The sequence below is a fragment of the Ileibacterium valens genome (assembly GCF_001945525.1).
Classification (GTDB): domain Bacteria; phylum Bacillota_I; class Bacilli_A; order Erysipelotrichales; family Erysipelotrichaceae; genus Ileibacterium; species Ileibacterium valens.
The window spans coordinates 1-883 of the sequence record NZ_MPJW01000232.1 but is presented as its reverse complement, the minus strand read 5'-3'; the positions used below and the strand labels follow the sequence as shown (position 1 = coordinate 883).

Annotated in this window: 1 protein-coding gene; it reads left to right on the top strand. The window is 49.4% G+C overall.

Annotated features, from left to right (window positions below):
- Positions 1-883: IS66 family transposase (tnpC, locus tag BO222_RS11285; RefSeq protein WP_158024609.1), on the top strand; the 883-nt coding region annotated here is incomplete at both ends.

The window sequence follows — 883 nt, the reverse complement described above, 5'->3', positions numbered from 1 at the left end:
GCCCTTGAGAACGGATCGACGCTGAAAGAAATGATTGAACGCATGGGTATTGATGTGGAAAAGGTTGTAAGAGAACTCGATGAGGACAAAAGGTTCTGCGAATACTGTGGTCATGAGCTCATTCCGTTTGGAGAAAAGCATCTGCGTTACGAGCTTAAGGTTGAACTTCCCAGACTCAGAGTCATTGAGTATGTGGGTGTGACTTACGGCTGCCCTGACTGTCATGCAAAAGCTGCTGACAGTGACACTCCGCTCAGTGAATGCGGACTGTCTCCCGTTCAGGCCGAGGCTCCAAAGCCGCTTCTGCCCGGAAGCTGGGCTTCCTCCTCATTTCTTGCCATGGCGATCGCCTTCAAGATTCTCTATCAGATTCCCACCAATCTTCTGATTACGATGTTCAGAGAAATGGGAATGTTCAGCGTTTCTTCAGGAACTCTGTGCAGCTGGATCATTTCAGTTTCGCAGGTTTACTTTGCTCCTCTGTTTGACAGACTCAGACAGATTCTGCTTGCGAGCACTCACATCCAGGCGGATGAAACGACTCTCAGGGTGATCAACGAATCTGTCACGAGAAGGAAAATCCGATCCTATATCTGGCAGTACAGAACAGCGGATATCTGTGAGTATCCCATTGTTCTGTTTGATTACCAGCAGGGACGGGGCGGCAGATTCGCAGCTGAGTTCCTTGAAGGATTTAAGGGGACTCTGCTGGTTGACGGCTACAGCGGATACTCCCAGGTCAAAGGAGCGAAGCTAGCAAACTGCTGGGTTCATGCAAGAAGGTACTTCATCGAAGCAAACCTGGTCAGCAGAAATGAAGCCATCAGAAGTCAGGCAGAAGAAGTTCTGTCCCTGATCGACCGTCTGTTCGATATTGAACAGG